General features: G+C 63.4%; 15 protein-coding genes and 1 tRNA gene. 7 read left to right on the top strand and 9 right to left on the bottom strand.

Annotated elements, in window-relative coordinates; translation table 11 throughout:
* Window positions 1-2: 2 nt before the first annotated feature.
* Window positions 3-836 carry a phenylalanine 4-monooxygenase gene (gene phhA, locus O1Y97_RS24055; protein ID WP_318762645.1) on the bottom strand — a complete coding sequence of 278 codons (834 nt, stop codon included), beginning with the start codon at window positions 834-836 and terminating at the stop codon, window positions 3-5.
* Between the two features lie 134 nt (window positions 837-970).
* On the opposite strand from phhA, the gene O1Y97_RS24050 reads away from it, so the two are divergent.
* Window positions 971-1,447, top strand: coding sequence for an Lrp/AsnC family transcriptional regulator (locus tag O1Y97_RS24050; protein ID WP_108610068.1), 477 nt, complete (start codon window positions 971-973; stop codon window positions 1,445-1,447).
* 4 nt (window positions 1,448-1,451) lie between these two features.
* On the opposite strand, the gene O1Y97_RS24045 is transcribed toward O1Y97_RS24050, so the two are convergent.
* Both O1Y97_RS24045 and argB read right to left on the bottom strand, forming a co-directional pair.
* Entirely contained in the window at window positions 1,452-2,234 is a 783-nt protein-coding gene (locus tag O1Y97_RS24045; protein WP_318762644.1) for a DUF1194 domain-containing protein, read from the bottom strand.
* 152 nt (window positions 2,235-2,386) lie between these two features.
* Entirely contained in the window at window positions 2,387-3,289 is a 903-nt protein-coding gene (argB, locus tag O1Y97_RS24040) for an acetylglutamate kinase (RefSeq protein ID WP_183264119.1), read from the bottom strand.
* 182 nt (window positions 3,290-3,471) lie between these two features.
* On the opposite strand from argB, the gene O1Y97_RS24035 reads away from it, so the two are divergent.
* The 4 genes from O1Y97_RS24035 (at window position 3,472) to msrB (ending at window position 6,127) form a co-directional block, all read left to right on the top strand.
* Window positions 3,472-4,011, top strand: a complete 540-nt coding sequence (locus O1Y97_RS24035; RefSeq protein ID WP_183264118.1) for a sigma-70 family RNA polymerase sigma factor — start codon at window positions 3,472-3,474, stop codon at window positions 4,009-4,011.
* Window positions 4,008-4,730 (top strand): anti-sigma factor, encoded by a 723-nt coding sequence (locus tag O1Y97_RS24030; protein WP_108609486.1) that lies wholly within the window; start codon window positions 4,008-4,010, stop codon window positions 4,728-4,730. Before O1Y97_RS24035 ends, O1Y97_RS24030 begins: the two co-directional genes overlap by 4 nt.
* Before the next feature lie 184 nt (window positions 4,731-4,914).
* Entirely contained in the window at window positions 4,915-5,466 is a 552-nt protein-coding gene (locus tag O1Y97_RS24025; RefSeq protein WP_183264117.1) for a fasciclin domain-containing protein, read from the top strand.
* Window positions 5,467-5,629: 163 nt separating this feature from the next.
* Complete coding sequence (msrB, locus tag O1Y97_RS24020; RefSeq protein WP_318762643.1) at window positions 5,630-6,127, top strand: peptide-methionine (R)-S-oxide reductase MsrB; 498 nt, start codon at window positions 5,630-5,632, stop codon at window positions 6,125-6,127.
* Here msrB and yihA read toward each other — a convergent pair.
* From yihA to rpmH, 5 genes are all read right to left on the bottom strand, one after another.
* A complete protein-coding gene (gene yihA / locus O1Y97_RS24015; RefSeq protein ID WP_183264115.1) occupies window positions 6,124-6,789 on the bottom strand; it encodes a ribosome biogenesis GTP-binding protein YihA/YsxC in 666 nt (221 codons plus the stop codon). The two genes, msrB and yihA, sit on opposite strands and share 4 nt — an antisense overlap.
* Window positions 6,786-7,424 carry a CatB-related O-acetyltransferase gene (locus O1Y97_RS24010; protein ID WP_108610065.1) on the bottom strand — a complete coding sequence of 213 codons (639 nt, stop codon included), beginning with the start codon at window positions 7,422-7,424 and terminating at the stop codon, window positions 6,786-6,788. Before O1Y97_RS24010 ends, yihA begins: the two co-directional genes overlap by 4 nt.
* A 353-nt stretch (window positions 7,425-7,777) precedes the next feature.
* A complete protein-coding gene (yidC, locus tag O1Y97_RS24005; RefSeq protein ID WP_318762642.1) occupies window positions 7,778-9,592 on the bottom strand; it encodes a membrane protein insertase YidC in 1,815 nt (604 codons plus the stop codon).
* Window positions 9,593-9,601: 9 nt separating this feature from the next.
* Entirely contained in the window at window positions 9,602-9,970 is a 369-nt protein-coding gene (rnpA, locus tag O1Y97_RS24000; protein ID WP_108609482.1) for a ribonuclease P protein component, read from the bottom strand.
* A 16-nt stretch (window positions 9,971-9,986) separates the two neighbouring features.
* Window positions 9,987-10,121, bottom strand: a complete 135-nt coding sequence (gene rpmH, locus O1Y97_RS23995) for a 50S ribosomal protein L34 (protein WP_008833937.1) — start codon at window positions 10,119-10,121, stop codon at window positions 9,987-9,989.
* Between the two features lie 361 nt (window positions 10,122-10,482).
* On the opposite strand from rpmH, the gene O1Y97_RS23990 reads away from it, so the two are divergent.
* Window positions 10,483-11,973 carry a HAMP domain-containing sensor histidine kinase gene (locus O1Y97_RS23990; RefSeq protein WP_318762641.1) on the top strand — a complete coding sequence of 497 codons (1,491 nt, stop codon included), beginning with the start codon at window positions 10,483-10,485 and terminating at the stop codon, window positions 11,971-11,973.
* A gap of 113 nt (window positions 11,974-12,086) precedes the next feature.
* Window positions 12,087-12,163: transfer RNA gene (locus O1Y97_RS23985), tRNA-Arg, on the top strand.
* Between the two features lie 322 nt (window positions 12,164-12,485).
* On the opposite strand, the gene O1Y97_RS23980 is transcribed toward O1Y97_RS23985, so the two are convergent.
* Window positions 12,486-13,559, bottom strand: coding sequence for a helix-turn-helix domain-containing protein (locus tag O1Y97_RS23980; protein ID WP_318762640.1), 1,074 nt, complete (start codon window positions 13,557-13,559; stop codon window positions 12,486-12,488).
* Between the last annotated feature and the right edge of the window lie 634 nt (window positions 13,560-14,193).

Here is a 14,193-nt window from a genome sequence, read left to right as displayed (position 1 = left end):
ACCTAGATCGTCGCCGGGTCGAGCGGCGGCTCATCCTTCCAGCGCTTGATGATACCGGCCAGGTCGGAGTTCTGGAAAGCGTCTCTGAGCACGTCGAACGACGGCAGCACGAAATAGGCGCGCTGGAACTTGTCGATCTCGTAGGTCGTGCGCATCACCGTCTCGATGACGAACGGGACCTGGTGGGCATCGGGGCTTTCGACGGCGAATTGTAGTTCCGTGAACGACGACATCAGCCCGGCGCCGAAGGCCTTGAGCGGCTGGCCGGCTTCACGCATCAGGCCGTATTCCGCCGTGTACCAGTAGAGCCGGGTGGTCATCTCGTCGCCGCCGAGCGCGATCAGGTCGCCGGCCTTCTCGCCATACATCTGCATGAAGTCGCCGAACACCGGCTGGCTCAGCACCGGCACATGGCCGAAGAAGTCGTGGAACATGTCGGGCTCGACGATGTAGTCGAGCTCTTCGCGCGTCCTCAGCCAGTTGGTGACGGGAAAGCGGCGATTGGCGAGATGATCGAAGAAAGGCTGTGCCGGGATCAGGCCGGGCACCGCGACGATCTCCCAGCCGGAGAGCTTGCGCAGCTTCTCGCTCACTTCGTGGAAGTCCGGGATGCGGTCGACGAGGCCGAGCGCCGACATGCCATCGAGATAGGATTTGTGCGCCAGCCTCTGGGTCAGCTTGGTCTGGCGGTCGCACAATGTGCGCCACACCTCCTGCTCGGCGGCGCTGTAGTCGTATTTCTGTTCGACGGTGAAGTCGGGGCGGCAGACCGTGTAGTCGCCACGCAACCCTTGGGCCGCACATTCCTGCGCGTAGTCCTGAACGCTGATGCCCATTGTCTGATCCTCCCGACAACATGGTTTCGATGCCGAATCATAATCGGGGCTGTCGAGCAGGATTCACTTCTTTCCGCGCATCAGCCCGGGAATTGAGGTATATTTCCCTGAAGATGATGCACAAGGGAGTGAAAATGCCTCAGTTCGACGAGTTCGAGGTCAAGATACTCGATATTCTCCAGCGCGACGGCCGCAAGCCGGTGTCCGAGATCGCGCAGGAGATCGGCCTCTCCAATACGCCTTGCGCTCGGCGCTTCGAAGCGCTGCAGGAGGCCGGCGTCATCAAGGGCTTTGCCGCCCGCATCGGCCGTCGGGCGGTGGGCCTCATGGTCGAGGTCTTCGTCCAGGTCAGGCTGGTCAGCCACAGCGACGACTCGCCGGAAAAATTCATCGCCGCCGTGCAGCGGATGGACGAGGTCTCGGCCTGCTGGACGATGACCGGCGACTACGACTTTCTGCTGCACGTCATGGTGCCCAGCGTCGACGACCTCAACGCCTTCGTCATGCACCGCCTGATGCGGCTGTCGGGCGTGCGCGACGTGCACACGCAGTTGGTGCTGCAGAACATCAAGGGGCCCGGCCACGTGCCGCTCGGGCACCTGCGGCCGTAAGCGACTACGGCTCTGGATAAACCAGCCGGTAGCGTTCGCCGACGAGACAGTTGACGGGTTCTGTCGCCTGGATTTTCAGGATGTCCGGCGCGTCGGTGACGCCGCTGACCTCGAGGATCAGCTTGCGGCGGATCGCGGTGATGAACTCCGATGCGAGATGAATGGGCAGGACGAACGAGCCGGGCCCGCCGGTCACGCATTCGGCGTAGTAGCGGTCGATGTCTTCGAGGCTTCCCGTCGGTCGAACGAGGATCGGCAGGCCGTTGATGATGATGCCGGTCGCAACTGCGTTGTTGCGGGCGACCTCCACCGGCGCTCCGGTGTTGTTCGGCCCGTCGCCCGAGATGTCGATGACCTTCTTTTCGCCCCTGAAGTCGTTGTCCTGCAGCAGGCTCGCGCCGAACGCCACCGCATTCGAGATCGACGTGCCGCCAGATCCGCCGATCGGCCTGACGGCGAGCTTGGCGGCGAATTCGTCGGCGCTGTCGCGGCTGTCGATGATCTGCCAGGGTATGACCGATTCCTGCTGGACGGTTCCCGCCCACTCGAAATAGGTCACTGCAATGCGCCCCCTCACGCCCGACAGAACGGCATTGACGAAGTCGGGGTGGCGCAGCGCCTTGACATAACCGGCGCGCTGAAGGGCGAACTCGCCTTCGTCCATCGAACTCGAGACATCGACGGCCAGAACCAGCTCGACATCCACCGTCCCGGCATCCACGCCGATGACCGGCGTGGCAGGCAGTTCGCAGCTCGTGCACAGCATCAGCGCCAGCGCAGCCAGCATGGTTGTCGTCCGAGGGACCCGGAATCAGTGTGCGTCAACACGGGAAAAAGGAAAGCCGCAGCGCTTCAATGCTTCGTGAACGCAAGGGCTGAAATGACAAGGCCGGCAAAAGCCGGCCTTGTCATTGTCCGTTGGGGCAGAACTGTTATCGCTTACGGGACGATCAGCGTGCCCGCGCCATGCTCGGTGAACAGCTCGAGCAGCACCGAATGCGGCGTCTTGCCGTTGAGGATGACGACGCCTTCGACGCCGCGCTCGATCGCCTCGATGCAGGTCTCGACCTTGGGGATCATGCCGCCCGAGATGGTGCCGTCCCTGATCAGCGCCTTGGCGTCGGCGACCGTCAGCTCGTCGATCAGCTTCTTGTCCTTGTCGAGGACGCCCGGCACGTCGGTGAGGAACAAAAGCCGCGATGCCTTGACCGCGCCGGCAATGGCGCCGGCGAAGGTGTCGGCGTTGATGTTGTAGGTGTGGCCGTCACGGCCCGGGGCGACGGGCGCCAGGACCGGGATCATTTCGGAACGGGCCAGAAGGTCGAGCAGCGTGCGGTCGACTTCGACCGGCTCGCCGACGAAACCGAGGTCGAGCACCTTTTCGATGTTCGAATCGGGGTCGATCATGGTCTTCTTGGCCTTTTCGGCGAAGACCATGTTGCCGTCCTTGCCGCAAAGGCCGATCGCCCACTCGCCCTCGGCGTTGATCAGGGCAACGATCTCCTTGTTGATCGAGCCGGCCAGCACCATCTCGACGATCTCGACCGTCTTCTGGTCGGTGACGCGCAGGCCACCTTCGAACTTCGATTCGATGCCCATCTTGTTGAGCATGGCGCCGATCTGCGGGCCGCCGCCGTGCACCACGATGGGGTTGACGCCCGACTGCTTCAGTAAAGCGATGTCGCGGGCAAAAGCGCGGCCGAGCGCCACGTCGCCCATGGCGTGGCCGCCGTATTTCACGACGACGGTCTTGTTCTCGTAGCGCTGCATGTAGGGCAGGGCGGCTGAAAGCAGGGCAGCCTGCATTTCGGCGGTGGCGGCGACGTTCGTCGTCATCGGCATGGTCCCGGATCGGTGGAAAAGGTCGGCGCGGTCTTAGCCGGAAACCGGGCAGGGGGCAAATGGTTCGATGACCCTGGCCGGCCTGTGACGCCATGCCTCCTGCGCTTCCGAAACCGGTTGCAGGTCGCGGCGCAATCTAAACAGCAGTTGCAATTCGGCCTCCGCGACGTAACGTGGCGACAATGACGCCGCAGGACATCACCAAACTGATCGTGCGGACCTCGATGAAGGACCGCGGTGCCTTCGATCTGCTCTACCGGCAGACGAGCTCGAAACTTTTCGGCGTCTGCCTGCGTGTATTGAACGACAGGGCAGATGCCGAGGAAGCGCTGCAGGAGGTCTTCGTCAAGATCTGGACGAAGGCCGACCGGTTTGCCGCCTCCGACCTCAGCCCCATCTCGTGGCTTGTGGCAATCGCGCGCAATCATGCGATCGATCGTATCCGGGCACGGCGCCAGGCACCCCTCGCCATCGACGAGGCGCTTGAAATTGCCGATCCCGCGCCGGGACCGGAGGCCGCCGCGGTGGCGGGCGACGAGGCCGGGCGCATCCACGGCTGCCTCGAGGAACTGGAGAAGGACCGGGCCGCCGCAGTCCGCGGCGCCTATCTCAAGGGCGAGAGCTATGCCGAACTCGCGGAACGCCATGGCGTGCCGCTCAATACTATGCGGACATGGCTGCGCCGCAGCCTGTTGAAGCTTAGGGAATGTCTGGAAAGATGACGCTCGCGGAAGACAATGGACCGGAACGTGGAGGGGACGACATCGTCGCCGCCGAATACGTTCTCGGCGTCCTGCCTGCCGACGAGCGCCGCCAGGTCGGTATGCGCATCGATGGCGAGCCTGGGTTCGCCCGGCTCGTCGACGAATGGGAAGTGCGGTTCGCCCCGCTGGGCGCGGCCTATCCCGAGGTCGAGGCGCCGGCCTCGGTCAAGCAGGCCATCGACGCCAGATTGTTCTCCTCCACCGCTCAGGCGCCGGTTGGGCAGCCTGCCGGCCTGTGGGCGAGCCTTGCCTTCTGGCGCGGCTTGGCAACGGCTGCCGTGGCTGCCCTGGCGATCTATGTCGCCGTGCCCATGATCAGCCCGCCGGTCGACGTGCCGCAGGAGCGCATGGTGGCATCGCTCGCCGCCGACGGCAGCGACGTGAAGTACATGGTCATGTACGACGCCGCCTCCGGCGAGGTCGGCCTGTCCCATGTCGCGGGCGAACGCGGCACCGGCAAGGACTTCGAGCTCTGGATGATCGAGGGCACCAACCCGCCGGTGTCGATGGGCGTCATTCCGGTCGGCGCCACCATGAAGATGCCGGTCAAGGAAGACATGCGCGACAAGCTCGCAGCCGGAGCCGTGCTCGCAGTCAGCCTCGAGCCGACAGGCGGTTCGCCGACCGGCCAGCCGACCGGACCTGTGGTTGCGGCCGGCGACCTCCGGGAAATCTGAGAATCTTCGCAGATAAGCAAGGTGGGTCGAAACTTATTCGCATTGACCCACGTATCTACAAGGTTTTGAGAAATAACCGTTTGATAATAAATATATATTTCTGCTTTTTTGTGAAACTGTTCTCGCTCGAAACCGTAATTCCTTTTGCCTTTCCATCTAGGGAAACAATCCAAGGAGTTACGATATGCGTAAGATCTCTCTCGCTTTGCTCGCCGGTGCTTTCTCCGCTCTCGCCACCGTTGCTTATGCCGAAAACCCGATGGTTGGCGGTGCGGCGATGTTTGCCGACAAGAACATCGTCGAGAACGCGGTCAACTCGAAGGACCACACCACGCTCGTCGCCGCCGTCAAGGCTGCCGGCCTGGTCGAGACGCTGCAGGGCAAGGGCCCGTTCACCGTTTTCGCGCCGACCAACGAGGCCTTCGCCGCCCTGCCGGCCGGCACCGTCGAGAACCTGCTCAAGCCGGAGAACAAGGATCAGCTGACCAAGATCCTGACCTGCCACGTCGTCGGCGCCAAGGCGATGGCGGCCGACATCAAGAAGATGGTCGACGACGACAAGGGCGCTCACCCGGTCAAGACCGTCGGCGGCTGCACCTGGACCGCCAAATATGACGGCGACAAGGTCACCGTTGAGGACGAGAACGGCAATGTCGCCAATGTCACCATTGCCAATGTCGAACAGTCGAACGGCGTCATCCATGTCATCGACAAGGTGCTTCTGCCCAAGATGTGAGCCGGGGGCATGATTGTGCGGGCACTGGCTCGCTGACGCTCGTGCAATCAACGATGCGCCCCGCAACGGCCTTGAAGCCGCGGCGGGGCGCATCGTTTGCCCTCAAGCCCAGTTGATTTCGCCGTGATGCGGCACCGGCCTATGGTCGGATAGGAGCAATGCCATGAACCGCCGGTCATTCCTGTTGGGCAGCGCAGCGATAGCCGTTTTTACCGGTGTCGTCATTTCCAGGCGATTGACCATTGTCGGCCCGGCATTGGCCGAGAGCTTCGAGATCACCAGGACGGACGCGGAGTGGCGCACCGTACTTTCCGACGCCCAGTTTGCGGTGTTGCGCCAGGAAGACACGGAGCGGCCATGGACCAGCCCGCTGCTCCAGGAGCACCGCAAGGGTGTTTTCCATTGCGCGGGATGCGATCTCGGCGCTTACGCTTCCGAGACAAAATACGACTCAGGGACAGGCTGGCCGAGCTTCTGGGAGGCGCTGCCCAATGCCGTCGGCACCAAGGTCGACAGTGCCCTGTTGATGACCCGCACCGAAGTGCACTGCCGCCGCTGTGGCGGCCATTTCGGCCACATCTTCGACGACGGCCCGCCGCCGACCGGCAAGCGTCACTGCATCAACGGCCTGGCGCTGAGCTTCAGGCCGGCGACGGCCTAGCCGCCATTGACCACCAGCGCGATCGCGGCGCGCAGTTCGTCCATGCCTTCGTTCTTTTCCGAAGAGGTGGCGAGCACGACCGGGAATGCCGCTGCCCGCTTCTTGATCTTGAGAAGCGTCTCGTCGATCAGCCGGGGTACGCCGGCAGCCTTGATCTTGTCGGTCTTGGTCAGGATGATCTGGTAGGAGATCGCCGCCTTGTCGAGCAGGGTCAGCACCTCCTCGTCGTTCTTCTTGATGCCATGGCGGGAATCGATCAGCAGATAGACGCGCTTGAGCGTCACCCGGCCGCGCAGATAGTCGAACACCAGCTTGGTCCAGGCGTCGACCTGTTCCTTCGGTGCCTGGGCATAGCCGTAGCCCGGCATGTCGACCAGCGCCATCGGCGGCAGGTCGCCGGCCTCGCCGGAATAGCCGTCGGGCACGAAATAATTGAGCTCCTGCGTGCGCCCCGGCGTGTTCGAGGTGCGCGCCAGCCCGCCCTGCCTGACCAGGCCGTTGATCAGCGACGACTTGCCGACATTCGAGCGGCCGGCAAAGGCGATCTCGGGCGGTCCCTCTGGCGGCAGGAACTTCATGGCGGGCACGCCGCGGATGAAGATCCACGGGCGCTTGAATAGCTCGGCATCCACCGGTGCTGCCGGTCTTGTCTGGTCGTTCAAACCGCTGCCTCCAGCAGAGAAATATCGGAGCCGCGAATGGCGTCGAGGTTGCGGCCAATCTTGTCCACCGGCCAATCCCACCAGGCAATCGAAAGCAGCCGTTCGATGGTCTTGTCGTCGAAACGCTTCTTGACCACGACCGAAGGATTGCCGGCTACGATCGCATAAGGCGGTACGTGCCTGCTGACAACCGATTTCGCTGCAATGATGGCGCCGTGGCCAATATGGACGCCCGGCAGGATCACCGCTTCCATGCCGATCCACACGTCGTTGCCGACAACCGTGTCGCCACGCACCTCCTGCTGCCAGGTGGCGACGTCGAAGCCTTCCTCCCAGCCATGGCCGAAGATGTTGAACGGATAGGTCGAAAAGCCGGACATGGCATGGTTGGCGCCGTTCATGATGAAGCGGGCGCCCTCGGCAATGGCGCAGAACTTCCCGATGATCAGCTTGTCGCCGATGAAGGGGTAGTGATGCAGCACGCATTTGGTCTGGAAGAGGTCGGGGCCCTCGGGATCGTCGTAATAGGTGAAGTCGCCGACCTCGATGTTTTCGGCGTCGACGAGGGGCTTCAGGAAGCCGACGCGCTTGTGCATCGGCATCGGGTGCTTGATCGAGGGGTTCGGTCCCGGCATGGCGCAACGTCCGTATTGAGGCGGATAGGGTGACAGTATAGCGCGATCCGCCGCGCTGACATCGCCGCGCCGGACCTTCTTCATTCGATCATTGCGCGAATACTTGAATTCTTGGTTGCGATTGCTGGGCCGCAAACCGGGGTCCCGCAAGGGACAGCGGGACCCCGGCCTTGCCGAGACGGTTCATTGCTGACCGGGGGGAGGTCAGACACCGCCACCCCGCAAGCTGACGCATGCAGGTATCTTCGAGATACGCAGCGCCTGCCGAAAGAGTTTCAGTGCTTCGATATCAAGTGAAAAGAAAAGGCCCCGGAAATTCCAAGGGCCTTTTTGTTTCATCTCGATTTTCCGGCCTATTCGGCCGGTGTCGGTTTCTTTTTGAACAGCGCCACGAGGTTGTCCCACAGTTCGATCTTGGCGCCCTGGCGCTTCATGATCACGCCCTGCTGCAGGATCGACAGCGAGTTGTTCCACGCCCAGTAGATGACGAGGCCCGCCGGGAACGACGCCAGCATGAAGGTGAACAGGATCGGCATCCAGGTGAAGATCATCGCCTGGGTCGGATCCGGAGGCGTCGGGTTCATGCGCATCTGCAGGAACATGGTCACGCCCATGATCAGCGGCCAGACGCCGATCATCAGGAAGGCGGGCACGCCCCATGGCAGCAGGCCGAACAGGTTGAAGATCGAGGTCGGATCGGGTGCCGCCAGATCGTGGATCCAGCCGAAGAACGGCGCGTGGCGCATTTCGATGGTGACGTAGAGCACCTTGTAGAGCGCGAAGAACACCGGGATCTGGATCAGCACCGGCCAGCAGCCGGCCAGCGGATTGATCTTCTCGGTCTTGTACAGCTCCATCATCGCCTGCTGCTGCTTCATCTTGTCGTCCGCGTATTTCTCGCGGATTTCCAGCATCTTGGGCTGCACCATCTTCATGTTCGCCATCGACTTGTACGACTTGTTGGCGAGCGGGAAGAAGATGGCCTTGACGATGACGGTGGTGGCGAGGATCGCCAGGCCGAAATTGCCGAGCAACTTGTAGAGGTTGTCGATCAGCCAGAACATCGGCTTGGTGATGAAGTAGAACCAGCCCCAGTCGATCAGAAGCTCGAACTGGCGGATCTGGCGGTCCGCCTCGTAGGCGTTGATCTTGGCCACTTCCTTGGCGCCGGCGAAGACCAGCGTTTCGACAGTCGCCGACTGGCCGGCCGCCACCGTGATCGGGTCGGTCAGGTAGTCGGCCTGGTAGCGCGGGCGGCCGTCGTCGAAATAGGAGAAGCGCGGCTGGAACGGCTGCTTGCCCGAGGGAACCAGCGTCGCGGCCCAGTATTTGTCGGTGATGCCGAGCCAGCCGTCGGTCGACTTGCCGGGCAGGACCTGCTTGTCGTCCTCGATCGTGCTGTAGCTGATCTCCTGCAGGCCTTCGGTGCCGGTCACGCCGATCAGGCCTTCGTGCAGTACGTAGGTCGAGGCATGCAGCGGCTTGTCGAAGCGGGTCAGGCGTCCGTAGTTGGACAGCGCGACGTCGGCGCTGCCGGCATTCGTCACCGTATCGGTCACCGTGAACATGTAGTTCTCGTCGACCGCAATGGCGCGCTTGAAGGTCAGGCCCTTTTCATTGGTGTAGGTCAGCGTGATCGGCGTTGCCGGGGTCAGCGTCTGGTTGCCTTCGGCGGTCCAGACCGTGTCGGGACCCGGAACGGCACCGGTCGCCTCGCTGCCGACGAAGCCGATCTCGCCGTAGAAGCCGGACGGCAGCGCCTGCGGGTTCAGCAGCTCGATGACAGGCGAATTCGGCTCGACCGTCACGCGGTAGTGCTTGAGGCTGATGTCGTCGATGCGCGCGCCGGTCAGGTTGATCGAACCCTTCAGGCTCGGCGTGTCGAGGGCGACGCGGCCCGAGCCGGCGATCGCCTGGGCGCGGTCGGCAATGGCGGCCTGCGTCGTCGGCGCGCCGGGGATGCCGGCCTGCGGCGCGGCAGGGGTGGCGCTGCCGGGCGTCGTGCCGGCAGGCTGCGCGGCCTTCTGCTCCTGCGCCACGCGCTCGGCCTCGATCCGCGCGGTTTCGCGCTGCGTTTCGATGCGGGGGTTCATGTAGAACACCTGCCAGAGCGTCAGGATCAGCACCGACAAGGCGATGGTGATGAAGAAGTTACGGTTGTTTTCCATCGAAAGCCCTTATCGCGTTCCGCGAATGCGCCGAGAAAGTTCAGCCGTTATCTGGCCGAAAGGGGCGGTGAGCACATCTTCGCGCCCGACGATCACATAGTCTTTGCCGGCGGCCATGTCACCTGCGGCATGTGTACGAACGGCCTCCCGCAGACGCCGTTTGACACGATTGCGGACAACCGCATTGCCGACCTTCTTGGTGACGGTATAGCCGACCCGCGGCCCGGCCTTGTCGTCGCGATCCAGGACCTCGACGAGAAAAAACCGCCCGCGCCGCTTGTCACCGCGGCGGACGGCCAGAAACTGTTTTCTTTTCAGAAGCCGTTCGGGGCCGCGTCCATGCGGAGCAGACCCCTCTGGCTTGCCGTCAGCGGGCAAGGTCCCCGCCTACGGCTTAGGCGGAGAGCCGCTTGCGGCCGCGATTGCGGCGAGCTGCGACGACGCCACGACCGCCCTTGGTAGCCATGCGAGCACGGAAACCATGACGGCGCTTACGGACGAGTTTGGAAGGCTGATAGGTACGCTTCATTTGTTTTAATACCGCGGGGTGCGGCCCTTCTTGATTCTGTCACTTTGTAACAGGAGCTTGGCTCGGCTTGCCTCGACGCGATCAAAAACCGCGACGGAAGCGGGTCCCGAGCGTGTGCGGGCTTATAGAAAGAAGGTGCCGTGAAGTCAATCCGCCGGCGCCGTTGCCACCGCCGGTTGTCGGCAGCCCGTCCGGGACCGCCAACCGGCCCGTCCACAACATAGCTACAGGCCGTCTTTTGCACTGCGGAATTTGCAACTGCGCTGCAATAGCCTATCTTTGCCGTGACGGGATGCAAGGCGTTTCGCGCTTCCATTGGCCGAACCTACGCTCCCAGGGTGGACTTGCAGCAAAGACCAAAATGACTGAAGCAGCAGATACCGGCGCCTATGCCGGAAAACCAGCAGACCGTTCGGTTCCGCTTTCGCGCGGCCTCTCGGCCAAGCTGCTGCTCTTGACCATTGCCTTCGTGCTTTTTGCCGAAGTCCTGTTCTTCCTGCCCTCGATCGCCTCCTACCGGCTTCGCTGGCTGGAGGAGCGGCTGGCGACGGCTGCCGCGGTTGCGGCCATCCTGGTGCAGGGCGATCCGACGTCGTTGTCGCGCGCCGCCCAGAACGACGTGCTGATGGCGATCGGCGCCAAGGCGATCGCCGTGCGCGATGGCGGCGTCTCGAGGCTGCTGGTCGTTACCGACATGCCGCCCCAGGTCGACGAACATATCGACATCACCAAGGCAGGCGTGCTGAGCTCGATGCCGGCGGCGATCGACACGCTGCTGTTCGGTGGCAACCGCATGCTGCGCGTCTTCGGAACCGTCGGCGAGAGCCAGAAGGAATTCGAGCTCGTCATCCCCGACTATCGGCTTCATCGCGCCATGCTGGGCAACGCTCGTTACATCGTCTTCGTCTCGCTGTTGATTTCGCTCTGTACTGCAGCCCTGGTCTACGCAGCCATCGACCGCATCATGATCGGCCCGATCCGCGCCATGACGCGCTCGATGCTGACCTTCTCCGATGCTCCCGACAGCCCGGCAGGTGTCATCGTTCCGGCCGGGTCGCGTGGCGACGAGATCGGCGTTGCCGAACGCGAATTGTCGGCGATGCAGATGCATCTGCAGAAGATGCTGAACGAACAGAAGCACCTCGCCGACCTCGGCCTTGCGGTGTCGAAGATCAACCATGACATGCGCAACATACTGGCCTCGGCGCAACTGATGTCCGACCGCCTGCGCATGGTCAAGGATCCGGCCGTCCAGGCCTTTGCGCCGAAGCTGCTGAAGACGCTCGACCGTGCCGTCGCCTATACCGAAAACGTGCTGTCTTATGGCCGCGCCCAGGAACTTCCGCCGGCGCGCCGTCGCCTGCGGCTCAGCCAGCTGGTCGACGACGTGCATGGCCTGCTCGGCCTCGAGTCTGACTCGGGCATCGAATTCTTCAATGCGGTCGATACCGACTTCGAGATCGATGCCGACCCGGACCAGCTGTTCAGGGTGCTGACCAATCTCTGCCGCAACGCCGTCCAGGCGATGGCGGGCGTGGCCGACAGCGCCATCGTCAATCGCCTCACCGTCTATGCCGAACGCGAAGGCAGCGTCAGCCGCATCCTGGTCGCCGATACCGGTCCGGGGCTGCCGCAGAAGGCACGCGAAAATCTCTTTGCCGCCTTCCGCGGTTCTGCCCGCAGCGGCGGCACCGGGCTTGGCCTCGCCATCGCCTACGAGCTGGTGCGCGCCCATGGCGGCTCGCTGGAACTGGTCGAGAGCACCGGCGGCCGCACCGTCTTTGCCGTCACCATTCCCGATCAGCCGGTCCGCCTCGACGAGGCACGCAACGGTTTGCGCCGGCCGGCCTGATGTCAAAAAACTTTGCCGGCAGCGGCTTGCATTTCGTCATGCCAGCCGTTAGGTAGCGCCAATCGCCGCGGTCGATTGACCGAAGCGTGTTGGCCGTTCGCATGGCCTGTTGCGCGCCCGTAGCTCAGCTGGATAGAGCACCAGACTACGAATCTGGGGGTCAGAGGTTCGAATCCTTTCGGGCGCGCCATTCTCGAATAAAAGAGAGAACCGAAGGCGGGGTTTTAACCAAGCCCTGCGAGGCAACTCTCGCGAGCACGGATTTTGACCCTGTGATGCGAATTCCTTGTCTTTCACTATGACCTCCTTCAGCACCAGCCGGGCATTGTGATGCTATCCCATAGCTATCATCTGTGCCCAATGCGGCGCGCCGGACGAGATTCCGACCTACTGTCTGTTTCGAAGGCAACCACATGTCTCCATTCCCGGCTGCGCTCCCGCAAAGCCGCCAGTCCGCAGTCGGCCCCAAGGCTGCCAGCACTCTATGCACGTAGCGCGGCTCCGCCGCCCGGCTATCTGTGGCGCGAGCCCATTCCGAGCAGCTGCCGCCTCATGGTCGTGAAGGCGTTATCACCAGAGAGGCCGGTGTCGTCCGCATCCACGCGCCGATGGTTGGACCGCAGGTCGGTCGGCGATATGCCGAAAGCCTGGCGAAAAGCGCGGCTGAAGACCGATGCATTGCCGAAGCCGCATTGCGAGGCAACGAGGCCAATATAGACGTTTGCCTGCGCCGGGTCGGTCAGCGCGTGGTAGGCGCGCGTCAAACGCCGTTGCTGGATATACGCGCCAACGCCGCCGATCGGCTCGAACAGCCGGTAGAGTTTGGCACGCGACATGCCGAGCCGCTGGCATACGAATTCCGGACCCAGGTCCGGCTCCCGCAGCTTCGCTTCGATCAGTCGGCGCGCGGTTTGCAGGGACGCGCTGGAGGAAGCCTGCTCGATCATCTCCCGGCCAGTCGCCGATGCACCGGCGAATGACGCGACGAGCGCCGCGGTGCCGTGAGCGGCAGCGCCCGCATCCTTCGAAGCCAGTATGGGGGCCTCGTCGAACAGAACGCGCAGATGGCTCGCCAGCATCGCGTTGAGTGACGTTGACCTCTGCAGGATGCGGCCGTGCAAACCGTCGATGTCGGCGACTAGCGGGGCAAGCAAGGCGCGAGGCAGCACCAGGGAGAGATTCCGGTAGCGCGTAGCGCTTAACGTGCTCTGCCGGGTCATGTCGAGAAAGCACACGTCGCCGGGATGGACCTCGGCCGAATGACCCTCGCTGGTCAGGCCGCAGCCACCTTGCGCGTAGAGCAGCAGGCAGATGTTGTCGAGCCCGCCGCGGGCGATGGTCAGGGGAGTCCGTTCGAAGTTGGTGGCGGCCCCCCAGCTGTTGGCAATGCCGATATCGGCGAAATGATAACTCGTCATTCCGGCTGCAAACGAGGCCCGCGCCGAAGTATCGGGAGCATCCATCTCGTAGAGGGGAGACAGGCCAATACGCAGGAGATCGAAATCACGCGCGTTTCCCGGACTGACCGAGATGTCCAGGCGGGACGATGGCCTTTTGCCGTGCGATTCCGCCGCCGGCTTGTCCAATGGCATCCCCTCCATCCAGCCCTCAGCGCGAACGTAGCTGCGCGCTTGTGAGCGCGCAAGCCGGGCCTGATTTTGCCGAGCATCTCATTTTCTCGACATATCGTCTCAATCGTTTTGCCCACCCTTGCGGGCCGCAGTGCTTCCGCAAAATGTCCAGCTGTTGGCAGGGGGCGGATGATGGATCACGAATCGAAAACGGCAGGCGTGCGAGCTGAACTCGCGTCGTCGCTGTTGCCGGATGTGCCACTCGGCCGGTCGCGGCTGGGCCTTTGGGACCCTCGACGAGCCTGCATCGGTCCGCATAGGTGTCAGACTTTCGTTCGGGGAAGCGTCACGCGAAGTGTCGCCCTGTTGCTTCTCGCAGGTACAACGATCTGTGCCGCCCCGGCGATCGCGGGTGGTGGCACGGGGGGGATCTTTAACAGTGCAGGCGGAGCCGACAGCGCGACCGGCCCCGGCGGCACGGGCGCAAACGGACCGGGTGGAATCGGCGGCGGCGGCGGTGGTGGTGGCGCCGGTGCCGCGGGTGGCAGCGGCGGCAATGGCAGCGCCGGCCTTGGCGGGACGGGCGGCGCCGGGGGGCCGTCGGCCGGAGCGGATGGCGGCAGCGGCGCGGCCGGATCATTCTGGGAAC

The sequence above is a fragment of the Aminobacter niigataensis genome (assembly GCF_946995915.1).
Lineage (GTDB): Bacteria > Pseudomonadota > Alphaproteobacteria > Rhizobiales > Rhizobiaceae > Aminobacter > Aminobacter niigataensis.
The sequence above is the reverse complement of the archived record's forward strand: the minus strand, read 5'-3'. Positions and strand labels throughout refer to the sequence as shown.